The organism is Sphaerimonospora mesophila (genome assembly GCF_001417795.1).
Classification (GTDB): Bacteria; Actinomycetota; Actinomycetes; order Streptosporangiales; family Streptosporangiaceae; genus Sphaerimonospora; species Sphaerimonospora mesophila.
In genome coordinates, this window is the sequence record NZ_BCBX01000068.1 from 1 (window position 1) to 13,935 (window position 13,935).

Consider the following 13,935-nt stretch of genomic DNA (forward strand, 5'->3'; position numbering starts at 1 on the left):
TAAACCAGTATGCCGCCGACTTCGCGGCACGATGCGACAGCGGCACACGACTGCTCTCACCAACCTGAGTTACCTAACGCAGTCGGCCAGCGTCACCAGTGCCGATCGTGGTGACAACAGCCGCCCGTATCCCGCTGGTCCGCCAGCTTTGACCAGGAGAATACGGCCCCGCAACGAGCAGGCAGCAAAGGATACTCAAAGCCACCCCAAAAGCGGCGGGCCCCGAATTATCGGGGCCCGCCTACCAAGTTAAGAAAGATCCTGCTAGATCACCGGCCAGTTGGCGCGTACACCATATGCCAGTCCCCCGATTTTGGATCTTCAGCAAAAATTCGAGAGCAAGTAGCTACCGCCTGAATTATGGCCTCAGCTAATGCGGAGCAGTTGTTACCTTTCTCTCTCAATGAATCCCATGCCTGCCGATCAACACACACAGACCGCGGCACATAATAGCTGGCATATTTACCATGTCGGCGATTCTTTCGACGCTCGGACTGAGAGCGGGAACCAGACAGGAGTCGAAGAGTATAATCATCGCCCCCAAACGGAGTCACTATATATAAGGGACAATTACTACTGAGGGCCACCAGGCATGAATTCAAGACGCGAGACAAGGTGAGCCGTTCAACCTCATCGAGCGCATCCTCCCAGGTGATGCTGCATACCTTGACCGTTGTTATTCGCGTTTTGCCATGCATGGTCTTTCTCCCGTGATCTGGAAGTGGTTCTTATAGTCGAAGCGTACATCTCGTAGAGGTGCTTGGGAGGAACTTCTCGCTGACGCACCCTGCAGGTGCCGGGCCGTATCCCTAATCGCGAACCCCGTGCCTACGGCACACCCTCGGCGCAGACGGGCATACCGGACCGCTACAGAGGAGTTATGCAGTCAGCCCTCGTCGTCTCTTCACGCTTCTACTGGCCACAGATCAGCATTGGATCCTTCATCTTGCCCTTCGGGCCGCGGCATTGCTCCCCGTCTCCAGGATTTACCAAGGGTTGAAGCGTGGAAGCGTGGCGGTCATCATTGTGGAGCGGTGCCGGCGAGACCGACTTCAGCTGACCGGGGATCACTTGGCGGGGCGTAACGGACCGTATTCAGGCTGCATGATGGACCGGAAGTGTCCGACCAGCCTGCGCACTGTTTCGGGATCTCGGAGGACTACGCCGATCTCGAGGTTGTGGGCGAGCGCTCGGTCGGTGAGGTTCGCGCTGCCGAGCAGAGCAATGTCCTCGTCCGCGGCGACGACCTTCGCGTGCAGTGCGGGAACCGAACCCCCGGCCATCGGCCTGTCTGTCCAGGTCCAAAATTCGGCCAGCGGCCGGAGCTCCTCGAAAGCCTCAGTGGCGGCGGCACCACCACGCAACGCGCCGCCATCCTCAGCGTTGCCCTCCAGGACCAGGTCGATCTGGACACCCCGTCTGGCCGCTCTGACCAGTTCGCCCACTACCTCGGCGACGCCGAATGCGGCGAAGCTCACCACGAGCAACGACGTACGGCTGGCGCGGATCACCTCGATGATGACTGAGCTGGTCAGCCGGACCGGCACCTCGTCACTGTGCGGCCCACTGACCACGATGTCGGTTCTGTAGCGGTGTGCCTCATCATGAATTCGGGAGGCGGTCTCTAGCGCCAGCGCTACCGCCGCGCCCGAAGGCGGTGGGTCGGCCGCTGACCAGGTGGCGAGGAGCCGGGACGCCCGGGCGTCCATACCAATCCCGGTTCTGGCTCGGGCGAGAAGCACTCGCAGCGCGGGATGCGGTGCGGGGTGAGTCCGCAGGACGCGCGCCCATGCCCGCACGTGCGCAGATGGAAGCTCCCGAGCGAGCGCGGCGATGACGGCGGGCAGGTCGCTCATGACGGCGACGGACCACCCAGGGCGCTGAACACCCTGCCCACGGCATTGAAGGCGCTGCCCCGGTCGCGTGGCGCGCCTCCCACGCCAAATGTGTCACTCACCATGTCGGATGGGTCGCTGCTCATGGTGCGGCCAAGAAGCCGATGCCTAAATCGCTGACGGTGTCGACGAGAAGTGCCCGGTCCAGGTAATGGTTTCCCCTTTCGCATGATGTCTCGGATGCGAACAGGCAGGCGTGGCAGGCCGAGCCGTACAGGTGGCCGTGCTCACGCGGGTCGCGCTCGGCGCAGAGCGGATCGGAGCTGCACAGCCGTGCGGCGTCCAGCGCCTGCTCGATGAGCGTGCCGAGGCGGTCCCGCCGGCCCAGGGTCACCAGGCCGCCCAGCGTGCCCTCGCTGTCGGGGGCGGCGGTGTAGAGCAGCACTCCGGCCATGGGCTGGGTGTCGGTGCCGGCGTAGATCCGCTCGCCGATGCCGGCGGCGCTGTAGCCGCTCTCCAAGGCGAACTCCCGGATGAGTGCGTGGGCGAAGGTGTGTAGCAGCAGGTAGCGGGCGCCCGGCCAGTGGCCTGGTTCGAGCCGGCGCTGGGCCCGCCAACGGTCGTGTCCGGCGCGGAGTTGCTCGCACCGCCGCCGGACGTCCTCACACTGTTCCCAGGCGGCCAGCTCGTCATCGCGAAAGCGCAGGAAAATGCCCTCGCCGCGCATCTCCGCACACGGCACCCACGTGGGCCGGGTGATGGAGATCGGAGCGAAGCCACCATCACCTGCGTCCTCGCCCCATTCGGGGGCGTCGATCCGGGTGAAGCCGTACAGGGCCGATACCTTGCGCAGCCGAGTGACCAGGACGACCTCCTCCAGCCACCGCTCGGTGCCGACGGGCGGGCGTTCCTTCTCGGTCGTGAAGTCGGGCAGCCTGACCGGCTGGGGGTCAGTGAAGGCGTTCCACTCGGGGGTCATCAGATCCGACTCGTCGCCCTGGTCGTCGTCGCCGGAGCTTTCGGCGCGCCGCTGGACCGCCTTCCAGACCTCGTCGACCCCGTACTGTTCCAGCTCGCCCCAGCAGGCCAGCCTGGTCATAAGCTTCTTGCCTCGATCCTCGGGGAGATCGGCGACCACCTCCAGCGTCTCCCACAGCTCGGCGACCCGCTGATCGACCTCGGCGTCGGCCTGCGGCAGGGTGAAAGCGGACAGCTGCATCCCGAACCAGCTGTTGGTGGCGCCCAAACCGAGTGTCCGGGTTTCCTCGCCGCAGCCGGCGAACTGGGCGGAGCGCAGGTGCGGGTGGCGTCCCCGGCAGCGCGGGAGGTTCGGGGTCATCTTCTCGCCGATCGCCTGGGCCATCGACCGGGGCGGAACCCCGCAGGAGCACCTGACCCACAGGCTCGCCGCGTCACCCGTGGTGCCCTGCTCGTCAAGGGTGAGCGTGTGCCCGCTGTACTCGGGGACGGACCCGTAGTGGGCGAAGAAGAGCCAGGGAAAGTCGTCGAGGTGCCCCTGGGCGCAGGCGAGGACGAACCGGGCGGGCACTGCGGTGGGCCGCCCTCCTCCCCTGCCGCGGCAGCCGTGCACGTAGCGGATGCGGTCCGGGGAGAACGGGTGCGTGACGAGCTCGAACACTCCGGTCTCCACCGGGGCCAGTAGACCGCACTTGGTGTTGGTGCAGCGCAGCCAGCGCGGGAACAAGGTGACGGGCACACCCACGCGGGTCCACTCGTCGAAGGGGTCGGCCGTTTCGGGCGTGTAGGGCGGAGTGAGCAGCTTCTCCACCGGCGCCCGCAGCTTCGCGCGGACCGCCGCGAGCAGCCGCGCCTCCGGAACCTCCCGGCTCCCGTTCCGGTCCCACTCGTCCAGCCCGCAGACCATTACCGAGAGGTTGGGCATGTCGGCGACCGAGCCCACCCCGTAGGTGTGCAGGAGCTGGTTGGGACGGAGCTCGCCGACCCGCAGGATCGATCCGGTCATGAAGCGTTCCCTCCAGCGGTGAACGGCGGTTCCTGGGTGATGGCAAGAGGGTCGTCGTCGAGCTGGAGCAGCAGGCGCACGCCCGGCTCGACGTCCCGCAGCGAGGTCGGGCACGTCATCGGCTGCCAGCGTCCCGTGTCGGGACTGCGCAGCAGTTCCCCGGCGTCTGCGGGCGTGCCGGGCGTGCGCTTGTTGTAGCCCAGTCGGCGGCCCGGCACCCGGCGCTCGGTGTGCCAGTGGTCGAGCCGGGCGTCCAGGTGGCGTTCGACCTCGACGCCCACCCGGTTGTCGCCGGTGACCTCCCGGGCCCGCCGCTTGAGGAAGCGCACCACGTGGTCGGCCAGCTCCCCGGCCCGGTCGAACTGCCCTGCCCCCATGTTGCCGTTGTAGGCGAACTCCAGGTTCCGCACGAGGGCGACCAGCACCCCGGTCAGTCCGCGGTCGACCGCCCGATCGGCGAACGGCGTCACCGACAGCGCCTCTACATGCCGGTAGGCGGTGGCGTGGAAGTGCTCGAACGTCTCGTAGTGCGACAGATCGCGTGGCCGGGCCCAGTTGTAGACCGTGAACACCAGGCCCGGCGCGGCACGCCCGACCCGGCTGGTCGCCTGGATGTACTCGGCGGCGGACTTCGGCTGGTTGGAGACGACCATCACGCCGAGGCGGGACACGTCGACCCCGACGGCGATCATGTTGGTGGCGAGCAGGATGTCGATCGGCCGGCGCTGGCTCGCCTCCTGATCGTCGGTGAACGCCTGGTCCAGGTGGTCAAGCACGGCCGGGATGTCCGCGGACGAGAGCCGTGAGGTCAGCTCCTTGACCACGGGGTCCCAGCGGCGGGCGAACCCGCGGCCCTCGGCCCGGGACAGGCGGGTGGAGACGTCGTCCTCCACCATGCGGCGCATCGCGCCCAGATCGCGCAGGCTGTTGAAGTAACCGACCAGGGTCATGTAGGGGTCGGTGACGCGGCTGCGGCCGTACCTCTCGTGCAGAGTCTGGGCCGCGCCGAGCACGGCGACATACACCCGGATCAGCACCGACCTGTTGCGGACGCCATGCGCGCAGATGCCCACATAGCGGCGGCCGGACCGGTGCCCCCGCTCCGCCGGGTCTACCGGGCGCTGCCGGGAGAAGAAGTTGTCGCCGATATCCAGCCCCGGAGGCGGGAAGATCTCCGTCCGCCGGTCGAAGAGCGCGCCGATCTGCTGCTGCGCCCGCCGCACGGTCGCGGTCGAGGCGATGACCTTCGGCCTGACCCGCCTGCCGCCCGGCAACTCCCAGGTGGCGAGCCGGTCCACGGCCGTCTCGTACAGCCCCGCCAGAGAGCCGAGCGGGCCCGAGATCAGGTGCAGCTCATCCTGGATGATCAGATCCGGCGGCCGGATCCGCGACACGTCGACGATCTTCGCGGGCGGCAGCATCCCCTTGGCGGGATGCCGGGCGGACGGCGACGACAGCTCCCAGTCATTGCCCCGGGTGTCCTCGGTCACGTATCCGTGCCGCTCGCACCGCTGCCGGACTCGGCCGAACAGCGCCTGGGTCTCGCCGCGCCACGGCATCTGGGCGAACTTGTCCACCGTCGCGATGACGAGGCTTGGCAGCAGCCGGTAGATCTCCTCGTCGACGAGGACGATCGGGATGCCTTCGGGATCGTTGATGTCGTTGAAGTCGCAGTAGAGGTTGTTGCAGAAGACCTGGGTGCGGCGGCGGGTCGGGTCGACCGTGATATTGATCCCTGGGTCCAGCGTCTCGCCGCACCATGGGCAGCCGGTGAGCTGGTGCGGCGAGCCGGCGGCGCGGACGAACCCGCGTTTGCCCGCCTTGCGGAGTTCCTTGAGCCACTCGGCCGCGTCGTCGGTCTTGTTCGGCGTCACCCGCGCGCCCACCCAGAGACCGATCCGGAACGGTGTCGTGCCCCATGTCGCCTCGTCCCCGCGGCGCAGCCGCTCGCAGGCGCAGATCAGGGCGGTGGCGCGCTGGAACTGCTGGATCGTGAGCAGCCGGAGCGTGTAACGCATGAGCACCGCCACACCCGCCGACGCGTCATAGCCGCCAAGCCCTGAGCCGAGCCGCCGGATGGCCAGTGTGAACGCGGTCAGACCGAGGTAGGCCTCGGTTTTGCCGCCACCGGTGGGGAACCAGAGCAGGTCGGCCAGGGCCTCGCCGTCGCGCTCGTCGGCGCGGCGTTCGGCGTGCCGGGGATCGGCCAGCGCGGGCAGGTTCAGCAGGATGAACGCCAGCTGGAACGGGCGCCAGCTGTGGTTGTCCGGCTTCTCGACCCGCCGCAGCGTCTCCTCCAGCGGCAGCGCGGGCGTCTTGCGCCGTACGGCCGCCGCCAGCGTGTGCACACGCTGCAGGTACATCGCATCGTTGGCGAAGCGGAAGGCCCTCAGCGCGTTCTCGTCGCGCGTGCCCTGGTCTCCGGTGATCAGTTCGATTCCGGCCTCGATCCGGTCGGCCGCCCTGCGCGCCACGGCCAGCGTCTCGCGCGGCGTCCTCCCGTACGGCGCGAGCCGCTCACCCTTGTCGGCCAGGCGCCTCTCCTGCCGGGCGATCCACGCCCGGTACCCGGTGACCAGCGGCATCAGCCCGGCGCGGAGCGCGTCCGCCGGCAGGTCGCGCAGGACCTTCATGTCCAGCACCAGGTCGGCCAGCTCCGGCAGGTCCGGATCGCTCTCCGGGTCGGGCACGTCGGTGAACGGGATCTCGTAGGACGGCACGGCCTGCGTCTCGACCCTGACCGCCCGCAGCGGGTCATCCGGGGACCGCTCGGCCGTCACGCCCGCCCCGTGGCCGACCGCGAACTCCGGGTGGAACCGGTAGGCCATGGCCAGCCGTCGCTGCTCGGCGCGGTCGATCTCGTCGCCACCGCTGAAGGCGTCGGGCCGGGCTAGGAAGACCGGCCCTCCGTGCGGGGCGGCGACGGCGATACGCGCCTGGAACAGCCAGGCCGCCGCCTCCAGCGTTTGCGGCTTGGGCGTGGCGTTGACCAGGAAGATCGAGACCAGCCAGTGGCCGTTGTAGCGGCGTGCCCGGCCGCGGACCACCACGTGCTCGTCGGAGTCCATGCGCTCCGGCCTCAGTCGGCCCTCACGGATCTCCAGTCGTACGGTGCCGGAGCTGGCCACCCGGCGCCACACCCGCCCGCTGCCGCCTCCCGCCGTCTCCCGGTCATCGTCGGCTGCCTCGACTCGCTTGTAACGCGCCCAGTGGCCGCTGACCAGCAGCTCGGCCATCCCCCCGTCCACCATGACGGTGCAGCCCAGAGCAGAGGGCATCAGGCTGGCGGTGGTCAGCGCGGACGGCTCGGCCTCATCCTCCCCCACGTCGGCAGCGCCACCGTCCGCCGCATCGTCCATCAGATCGGGCTCGACCACCTCACCGTCCGGGGCAAGCCTGCCCAGGATGTACCGGTCGGTCGGCCGCTCCTTGAACTCCTCCTCATCGTCACCGAAAGGACCGTGGAGATCCCGGACGACCATCTCCTCCAGCTCCCGCCGAATCCGCGCTTCGCTCGGACGTTCAAGCACCGTCTCACCGCTCACGTCGGCAACTGTAGGGGTGGAGTCCGACATTCCGCAGGACCGCACCAGGAGAAAAGAGGGAAATGCCTACCGACCCGCGGGACGGTCCCGCGCGATGGGCCCGGTCCCCTTGGCTCACTCAGCTCGCGCACGCCGGCTACTCACCGCGGCGAATGCGACGAGTGCTGGCACCTCGCGGGTGGCACAGCTGAGCGCTTGGTATTCAGCCAGTATCCGGGCCTCAACCGGAAACATCTGCGGCCTCCTCATGCACGCGGCCGAGCGGACCCCCCGGTACCCACTCGCTCTCCGGGGCCTTGGCACAAGGCTCTCTTAAAGGCAAGTCGGTACGCCCTTCTGATGCGTTACGGCTGGGCCCCAGCGAGAAGCGCGTGCTGGCAAGCGCCGCCAACGACATGACGAACCGGGGAGGCCAAGGACGGTATGTCTACGCCTTGCACAGTCTCCGCTGGACGTCCAGAATAGAAGCTCTTGCATCCGTCTGAACTGAAATATACGATGGGCGCGCTCCGTAGAGATCTACTACGACGGGAGGCGGTATTGCCTGAAGAACCCAATGTGTACCTGGATGAGGATGTCCTGAACGCGCTTCATGTGTTGGCCAAGCCCTGGATCGAGACCACACCGAACGCTGTTCTGCGACGGTTATTCGTCGAGGGCACGCTTGAGGCTGGCAACATGTCCAGGATCGGCGAAGGGCTAGAGAGCGAGCGGGAAGGCGTACTCAAGCATCTGATCATCAAAGGGCTGCTCCAGGCCGGGGAGCGCCTTGAGTGGCGCAGGCCCCGTCTTGGCCAGGTTCACTTCGCGACGGTACTTCCCGGGGGATGCATCCGCCTCGACAACGGCAAGATCTTCGAAAAGCCTTCGCCTGCGTGCAAGGCAATCTCCGGGCAGGAAACCGACGGCTGGTCCGCCTGGCACCGGGTCTCCGACGGGAGAAGCCTCAAGACCCTCCGCGAGAACCTGCTCAGGTAGGCCCGCCCGCGGCCGACTCCGCGTCTCTCCATGTGCACTGCGAATGATCGCGGTGCACGCTCTATCAGCCATGCCTGTTAGCACAGGCGCATGCCGTCCCCCGCACACTCCTGTTCCGTCCGTCATCTGCCACAGCGTTGGGAGACCTGATGAGCCACTTCACGATCAGCGACAGCATCCTCTTGTTCATGGATGACATCCCCCTTACCGGGTTCCTCCACTACGACTCGACCGACCCACACGTCGTGCGCCTCAACGTCCCCGGTCTCACGGACGAGGTCGACGTTCTCCGGGACTCCCTCTGTGCGGGTCAGAACGCGCCGATCGACGACTGGTACATCGAGATACGGCCAGACGCCGAATACCCCGGTTACGTAAGGATCACTCTGTGGACTGCCCGCTCTGAGCCGCTCGTTCTCCTCACCGAGCGCGAGCCGCTGGGAAAGATCCTCGCTCGTACCTTCCAGGTCGTCCCGTAAGAGAGTCCCGACCACTGCAGGACGGCTTCCCCTGCCTGGAGCAAACTCGTTCCGCTACCAGGCAGGGACGAAGACGATACAGCCTATGGAGCCTCGGCTCGCACTCTTCGGCACCCGGTGAACGCGCCTTGGACCTCTCCAGGCGAGAAGCGGGTCAGAAGAGGGCTCCGTCCGGAGGGAAGATGCCGTCGTCAAGAAAAGAGGCGGACTCCCCCTCCGCCGCGTCCGGGGCTTCCGTACGGCCTTCAGCCGATGCAGCCGGTGAGGCGGGAACTGTGGTGTGGCCGGTGGCCGTCCTCTGCCGGGTGGTCTTCTTCGGCTTGCGGACGCCCGTCTGCGGCTCCTCCTTGTGGCGGTAATGGTTGAGCACCAGCAGCTTGTCGAGGATGTCGAGGCGGGCCTGGGGGCCGACCGTCCAGCGGACACCCTGGCCGTGGTCGTGGAAGCCGTGGTCCAGGACGACTACGGGCCAAGCAGGCAGTGGTGCCTTCGCCTTGCGGGCCTCGTAGTCGCGGATAGCCGACTCCCGCTCCTCATCCAGCGCGTACGCCTCCCGGACCGCCTCGTCGATCTCGACGTGCAACTCCCTGATCCGCTGGATCATCGGGTCGGCCTCGGCCGGGTCGTTCACCAGGTTGTAGAGCTTGGTCAGCCCGAGATCCCGCTCCAGCATGAGCTTGCTCCGCACCTCGTGCAGCTCCGTTCCGGCCGTGTCCATCCGTTCGGTCCTCGTCGGCTGGGGGAAGGTGTCGTAGACGTCCGATGGCGAGTAGTTGAGGTCGGCCTTCATGGTGGACGAGTACTTCCAGGCCCACTGGTTGTGAAAAACACTGGAGAGTAGTGCAAGGTCTGCGGATCTGTCGGTGGCAAACACTGCGATCTTATGAGCGATAACCTGCTGTGCAGACACGAACGCCGGCATCACTAGGCGGCTCACTAGCGTGATTACGAGCACCCGCTCGAGACCCGCAATGGCCTCCTGCATGGCGGGACGCTTCTCGCCGTACTGCCACCAGTAGTCGCGGTAGACCTTGCGGTTGTTCTTCTCCCGGAAAGGTTTGACCTCGCGATCGACAATGGCGAACGGCTCCACATATTCCTTCGCCCGCTCGATAGGCCAGTCACGAAAGTTGATCACCCAGCGGCGTCCCGAGCAGTCCGGCCGGGAGTTGAGGTCCTCTCCGTTGAGGTAGGGGAAGAGCACTTCCTTGTTCCGCGGGTCTGCCTCGATCAGGACGGCGGCCTCCTCAGGCGCCATGATGAAGCCCAGGCCGAGGACGTACGAGCCGATGAACGACTGTCCCGCGTTCGCCGTTAGGCGATATGGTTGCCCCTCCATCCGGCCCTCTGGGTCGAGGGACGAGGTGACCGACGGCACCTCCTGCCCGTCTCGGACGCGCGGCTCCCGATCTCCCGGGTGCCCGGCCCAGACCAGTGAGACCTCCAGCGACGCCGTCCCCGGCCACGGCTGGGACTTGACGGTCCGGTAGACCCGCCAGCCCCGCTCGTACGCCTGGTCCAGGCCGACCTCGCGGGTGTCTCCCTGGGAGATCGTGTTGGTAGCGATGATGCCCACCCTCCCGACCGGGGCCACCTCCAGGTTGCGCAGGAGGAAGTACGCACACAGGTCGGCGCTGCCGCGCCTGCCCTCGGCGACGTACGTGACGAGGAACTCCCGGACGTCCTCTCCGATGGAGCCGGTGAGGCGCTGCCCGCCGATGAACGGTGGGTTGCCGACCACGGCGCTGAAGCCGCCGTGCCGCATCACCTCGGGGAACTCCAGCGGCCAGTGCAGCGGCCGGATCGGCTCTGGCCTGCGCCCGCCGCCGGTGAGCATGGGCTCAACCAGCCCCCGGATCCGCTTCTCCGCCTCCTCGGCCTCGATCGCGGCCCGATGCAGCTCGCCGTCCTCCACCGACCAGGGATCTGCCACCAGTTCGGCGAGGCGGGTGCCGTACGACTCCTCGGAGGGGTCGCCGGCCAACGCGATGGCCCGGGCGAGTGGGAGGAGGACCTTCTCCACGTCCTCAGCGAGGTCGAAGAGAAGCCTGCCGTACTCGTCGGCGTTCTCCTGCTCCTCCCAGTGCGGGCGGCGGTTCTGCTTCTTGGCGTCGGCGGCGGCAAGCGCGGCGGCCACGACCGCGTCGGCGGCGAAACGGAGCCGCTCGGTGAGGGCCTCCACGGTGGTGAGTTTGGCCTCCAGCTCGCGGCCGTGGGCCGCGTCACGGACCGGTTCCTGCTCGATCAAGACGCGAAGCCGCTCGGCCTCGGCGAGGATCGTCTCCACCGTCTCACCCAAGGTGTTGGAGAGCCGGGAGTTCTGGAAATCCCCCGCCGTCGGGTCGAGGTGGAAGGCCTGAAGCTGACGGTCGTCCACCACACCGATCAGGGAGTCGCCGCAGCGCAGGGCGTGGTCGAGGAACGAGAACGGCTTGTCCTTGGCCAGCGTCACCAGCCAGAGCGAGAGCTTGGCCAGCTCGACGGCCTGCTCGTCGCGATCCACGCCGTAGATGCAGCTCGCAGCCACCCGGCGGCGGGCCTCCAGCAGCAGGCCGTCGCGGTCGTAGTCGGGGCCGACGGCGTCCAGGATCTCCCCCGGGACGCCGTTACGCTCCCAGTCGTCGACGATGCGGTCCGCGATGTAGCGGCAGGCGGAGACAAGGAAGGCGCCTGAGCCCATCGCCGGGTCGAGCACCTTCAGCTTCAACAACTCGTCCCAGCGCTTGGCCCGCCACACACCCGGTTCGGCGCCCTCAGCGGGGCCGGGCGAGAAGCAGAGCGGGGCCAAGGTGTGCTCGACGACCTCCTCGGCGAGCCTGCGCGGCGTGTAGTGGGTGCCCGTGGCGCGCCGGTCGCCGACCTGGGTGATGACCAGCGAGCCGGCGGGAAAGACGGTGGGCCAGCCGCGCAGGTCCTGGCGGAGCAGGCCGAGGAACGGCAGCACCCGCTCGGTCAGTGCGTCGTCGTTCTCGCAGGCGGTGCGCAGGCGCTCCCGGTCGGTGGGCTTCGGCTCGACGGCCAGGGCCTTGGTCACCCGGTTTGCCGTCGTCTCGCAGGTGCGCACCAGCCAGGCGGCGAAGTCGGGCTCCTCGCGGCGGGCGCGCTCCAGCTCGGCCAGCGGCAGCTCCGGCTCGGCCTTGCCGAACAACCCGACGTACGGCTCGGCCACGCGCAGGCAGGAGAACTCCAGCAGGCCCTCATAGACGTGGCCGATCTGCTCGACGTTGAGGCCCTTGTAGCTGAGCCGTTCCGGGGCGCCGCTCTCCCCGACCAGGAGCAGCAGCGCCCGGAGGATCTTCTGGACGACCCGGTCGGTGACCTTCATCCCGGCGAGCCAGGGGAACCGCTCCGGGTCGAAGAGCGTGCCGCCGTACGGCGGGATGCGCAGGTCGTCATGCTCGCATCCGCCGTACACGGCGCCGAAGAGGGCGATCAGCCGGGGCCAGGCGGCCTGGCGGCGGTCGACGATGACGTCGCCGTACCTGCTCTCCGCCTCCTCCAGCTCGTCGAAGAGCCCGCCGACCGAGTAGGAGGACGCGTACAGCTCGGCGTCGACGGGCAGCAGGCGCTGGTCCTCGGCGTAGAGCAGGAAGACCAGGCGCATCATCACTGTCAGCGCGCCTTGGTAGACCCTGCGCTCGGGCACGTACGCGAGCAGTTCTCCACCCGACTCCCGGTCGAGCCGGGACAGCTCGCCGACGAGCAGTTCAACGGCGCGCAGCACCTGCCGGCCGAGGGTGGTGGTGACCTCGGCCTGGGCGGCGGCGCTGCGGGCGAAGAGCGCGGCGAGGCTGTCGGTCGGCGTGCCGTCCGCTCCCACCGAGGGCTTGAGCACGCGGGTCGCGGCGAGCAGCGTGGCGAAGGCGCGCAGCAGGTCACGCTCCTCCAGCCACAGGTCGGCGTCGAAGACCGCGACGGTAGAGGCTTCCTGGACGCGGGCGTGCACTAGGATCCAGAGCTGCCCGTTGGTGAGCAGGGCCAGCGGCACCCCGCGGCGGCGGCACAGGTCGGCGGCCTCCTCGACCGCGGAGCGGTGATCCTTCGTCGCCTTGGTGAGGGGCTCGCGCCAGCCGCGCCGGTAGACGTGAAGCCGCTCGGCCCGGCCGCCCGCGCCGTCCGGGCCGAAGGCGACCGCGTCGGGCCGGACCCGCGTGTCTCCGGGGCCGTACGCGCGGACTCCGTCGGGGAGGTTCGGGCCTTCGGCGAGCAGCGGGCCGGTCAGGCCGAGTAACTCGCCGAGGACGAAGCCCTGCCAGGCGGAGTTCAGCTCGCCGGGGGCGGCCTGCACCTCATCCCAGGCCTGGACGAGGCGTTCCAGCTTCGTGTCCGGGACGGTCGCCAGTCCCTGCGGGAGCGCCTCGGCGAGCACCTTGACGGAGATGAACGGGCCGTCCGGCCTCAGTAGGCTGATCCAGTCGGCGTGCTGGCGGGCGACCGACGGGGTCGTGGTTCTGCGGCGCGGCGGCATCAGGCACCTCGGTGGGCGAGCGCGGCGGGCACGAGGAAGGTGACCGCCCCGGGGAACCAGCGGACGGTCGGGTTGGCGTAGCGGCGGGTGATCGCCTCGACCTCCTCGGCGAGCTGCCGGGGGATCGACTCGCGCCGCTCGATCAGGGCCTGGCGGTCCTTGGCGAGCTGGCTGCGCTCCTCGTCGGCCTCGAACAGGCTGGGCTGCCAGTAGCCGTCGTCGTCCAAGGCCGCGGTGATCGTACGGCGCAGCTCATCCAGGACCTCCGTCATGGCCGCGATGTCCGCCTGGCAGCGGGCCTCCAGGTCGGCGGCGTGCCGGTTGGTGCGCCGCCTCGCCCGATCGGCGAGGATGGATGCGATCTTCGGCTCCAGGTCGAGAGTCCGCCAGGTGCCGACGAGCCGGTCGAGCACGGGCGGAGGCGGCTGCTCGTCGGTGGCGGCCTCCAGCCAACCCTCCAGGGTCTCGGCGTTGACCCGGGTCAGCCGGCCCTCCTCCAGGGTGCCGCCGCCGACGATGACCTCCTCGTGCAGGCGGGTGCCCTCGTCGCCGGTGACGACGATGCGCATGTGCGCGACCACGGCGGGGACGGCCATCAGGTCGCCGGGCACGAGGCGGGCGGTGACCCGGTTCAGCTTCGCGCCGC

The 13,935-nt window shown here is 68.4% G+C and carries 6 protein-coding genes and 1 pseudogene; 2 read left to right on the plus strand and 5 right to left on the minus strand.

Going from position 1 to position 13,935, the window contains the following annotated elements:
* Positions 1-1,067: 1,067 nt before the first annotated feature.
* The 3 genes from drmC to drmA form a co-directional block, all read right to left on the minus strand.
* A complete protein-coding gene (drmC, locus tag AP234_RS35695) occupies positions 1,068-1,856 on the minus strand; it encodes a DISARM system phospholipase D-like protein DrmC (RefSeq protein ID WP_083502666.1) in 789 nt (262 codons plus the stop codon).
* Positions 1,857-1,977: 121 nt separating this feature from the next.
* Complete coding sequence (gene drmB, locus AP234_RS33540) at positions 1,978-3,819, minus strand: DrmB family protein (protein ID WP_055483789.1); 1,842 nt, start codon at positions 3,817-3,819, stop codon at positions 1,978-1,980.
* Positions 3,816-7,364 carry a DISARM system helicase DrmA gene (gene drmA / locus AP234_RS33545; RefSeq protein ID WP_055483790.1) on the minus strand — a complete coding sequence of 1,183 codons (3,549 nt, stop codon included), beginning with the start codon at positions 7,362-7,364 and terminating at the stop codon, positions 3,816-3,818. The genes drmB and drmA overlap by 4 nt, the downstream gene beginning before the upstream one ends.
* A 540-nt stretch (positions 7,365-7,904) precedes the next feature.
* On the opposite strand from drmA, the gene AP234_RS33550 reads away from it, so the two are divergent.
* Positions 7,905-8,342: a hypothetical protein gene (locus tag AP234_RS33550; RefSeq protein WP_152990772.1), complete on the plus strand. Its 438-nt coding sequence runs from the start codon at positions 7,905-7,907 to the stop codon at positions 8,340-8,342.
* A 149-nt stretch (positions 8,343-8,491) separates the two neighbouring features.
* On the plus strand, positions 8,492-8,821 hold the full coding sequence (locus AP234_RS33555; protein ID WP_055483792.1) for an SsgA family sporulation/cell division regulator: 330 nt from the start codon (positions 8,492-8,494) through the stop codon (positions 8,819-8,821).
* 154 nt (positions 8,822-8,975) lie between these two features.
* On the opposite strand, the gene AP234_RS33560 is transcribed toward AP234_RS33555, so the two are convergent.
* Complete coding sequence (locus AP234_RS33560) at positions 8,976-13,289, minus strand: Eco57I restriction-modification methylase domain-containing protein (RefSeq protein WP_055483793.1); 4,314 nt, start codon at positions 13,287-13,289, stop codon at positions 8,976-8,978.
* Positions 13,289-13,935 (minus strand): annotated as a pseudogene (locus AP234_RS37545) (DISARM system SNF2-like helicase DrmD); the annotation flags it as partial. The gene AP234_RS33560 and the pseudogene AP234_RS37545, both read right to left, overlap by 1 nt.